Annotated in this window: 2 protein-coding genes; one reads left to right on the top strand and one right to left on the bottom strand. The window is 40.1% G+C overall.

Annotated features, from left to right (window positions below):
• Positions 1 to 120 precede the first annotated feature (120 nt).
• Positions 121 to 633: a hypothetical protein gene (locus tag KGY70_07450; GenBank protein ID MBS3775004.1), complete on the bottom strand. Its 513-nt coding sequence runs from the start codon at positions 631 to 633 to the stop codon at positions 121 to 123.
• A gap of 160 nt (positions 634 to 793) precedes the next feature.
• Here KGY70_07450 and KGY70_07455 point away from each other — a divergent pair.
• Positions 794 to 1,879, top strand: a 1,086-nt coding sequence (locus KGY70_07455; protein MBS3775005.1) for an insulinase family protein, incomplete at its 3' end; no start/stop codon positions are given.

Genomic DNA, 1,879 nt, shown 5'->3' on the forward strand with positions numbered 1-1,879 from the left:
ATAAATAAAAAGAGGTGAGTTGTACACCTCTTTTTATTTTTAGAATAACCCTTTGAAATGCTCAACTTCCTTATATGTGGAAAAAGAAAAGCCAGGGACAGGCTGAATTGCCTTGTTTTACTACGGTAACTGTTGCTGCTGTTGTTGCTGTTGCTTTTGTTGCTGGCTTATGATTTGCTTCAGGCGTTTCTGCATCCCTTTGTCCTTTCTTAAAGCACGGTTGATCTGCATATACCGCTGCTCATCAATTGAGTATTTCTTTATTATTGAGGACATCTTTTTCTTCATCTTCTGTTGTTCCTCTTGCATCACTTGTTCAATGGAAGAATAAGCTTGTTTTTCTTCCTCCGACATTTCAACCTCATTTCCCTGTCTTTTTGCCCGGGAAATTTCCTGAAACCTCTTCATTTCAATACCACTTTCCTGAATGGCTTTCATCATGGTACCCTGGGCTTGTTTTTGTACTGCCTGGGCTTCTCTCATTATGTTGGCAAAAGTCTGAAGCTCATCGTCACTTACTTCAATATCCTGCTGCTGTGGTTGGTTTTGATTAAAGTTTTGTGCCTGTAGCCCAGAGGAAGCACCCATCATAATGGCCACAATAACCAATCCGAAAATTTTTTTAATCATCATAATTCATCTGTTTTTTATTTATTAAATATATAATTCAAAGGACGGAATCTTTTTGCCTGCAACAATAGATTAAACGTTAAAATTCTTTAATAAAGGTTTTGCGCGGAGAGGAAAAGTTTGCTACTTTTGGATTCAATTTCTAACCGTTAAACAAAAATATATGAATTTCAAAGAACTATTAATGCTTTTTGGACTTTCGCTGTTGATCGCTTCGGGGTCATCGGCGCAAACACCCGAAATCCGGTTTGAAGAATACAAACTGGATAACGGGCTGCATGTAATTTTACATGAAGATCACTCCACACCCATTGTGAATGTATCAGTGATGTATCATGTAGGTTCCAAGAATGAAGATCCTCAGTTAACAGGATTTGCGCATTTATTCGAACATTTGATGTTTGAAGGCTCGGAAAATATTGGAAGGGGCGAATACTCAGAGTATGTGGAAAAAGCGGGAGGTACGCTCAATGCCAGTACTTCAAATGACCGCACTTACTATTATGAAGTTTTGCCCTCTAACCAGCTCGAATTAGGCTTATGGCTGGAATCCGAAAGAATGTTGCATGCCAGAATTGATTCCGAAGGCATTGCTACACAGAAAAATGTAGTTGTTGAAGAGAAAAAGCAAAACTATGACAACAGGCCCTACGGAAGCATTCTGATCGAGACGATGAAAAGGGCTTACAATAAGCATCCCTACAGGTGGACTACCATTGGTGATACCAATCATATCCGTTCGGCTTCCGATCAGGATATAAAAAATTTCTATGATACATTTTATGTCCCGAATAATGCTGTGCTTACTGTCGCAGGGGATATTGATAAAGAGCAGGCTAAAAAACAGATTGAACAATATTTTGCAGGTATACCGAAAAGGGAGAAGGAAATTCCAAGACCCGAGGTGGTAGAACCCATCAAACATGAGGAGATTAGAGACACTGTATATGACAACATTCGGCTGCCTGCGATTATACAGGCGTACCATACCCCGGCGATGGGTACCGATGATTATTATGCCGTGGATATGTTAAGTACATTATTATCAGAAGGACAAAGCTCCAGGTTGTACAAAAATCTGGTTGATGATAAAGAATTGGCAGCGCAGGTAAGCCTCTACCCAATGCCCCTGGAAGATCCCGGAGTAGCTTTGGTTCTCGCTTTACCCAATATGAACGTTGAGAATAAGAAGCTGGAGCATGCCATGGATGAGGAAATTGCGCGGGTGAGAGAAAATTTAATTTCCGAA

It is taken from the genome of Bacteroidales bacterium (assembly GCA_018334875.1).
In the GTDB taxonomy this organism is placed as follows: Bacteria; Bacteroidota; Bacteroidia; order Bacteroidales; family UBA12077; genus JAGXLC01.

Excerpts from the sequence above, each read along its gene's own strand:
- KGY70_07450 (MBS3775004.1), bottom strand. The coding sequence starts at position 633 with ATGATGATTAAAAAAATTTTCGGATTGGTTATTGTGGCCATTATGATG.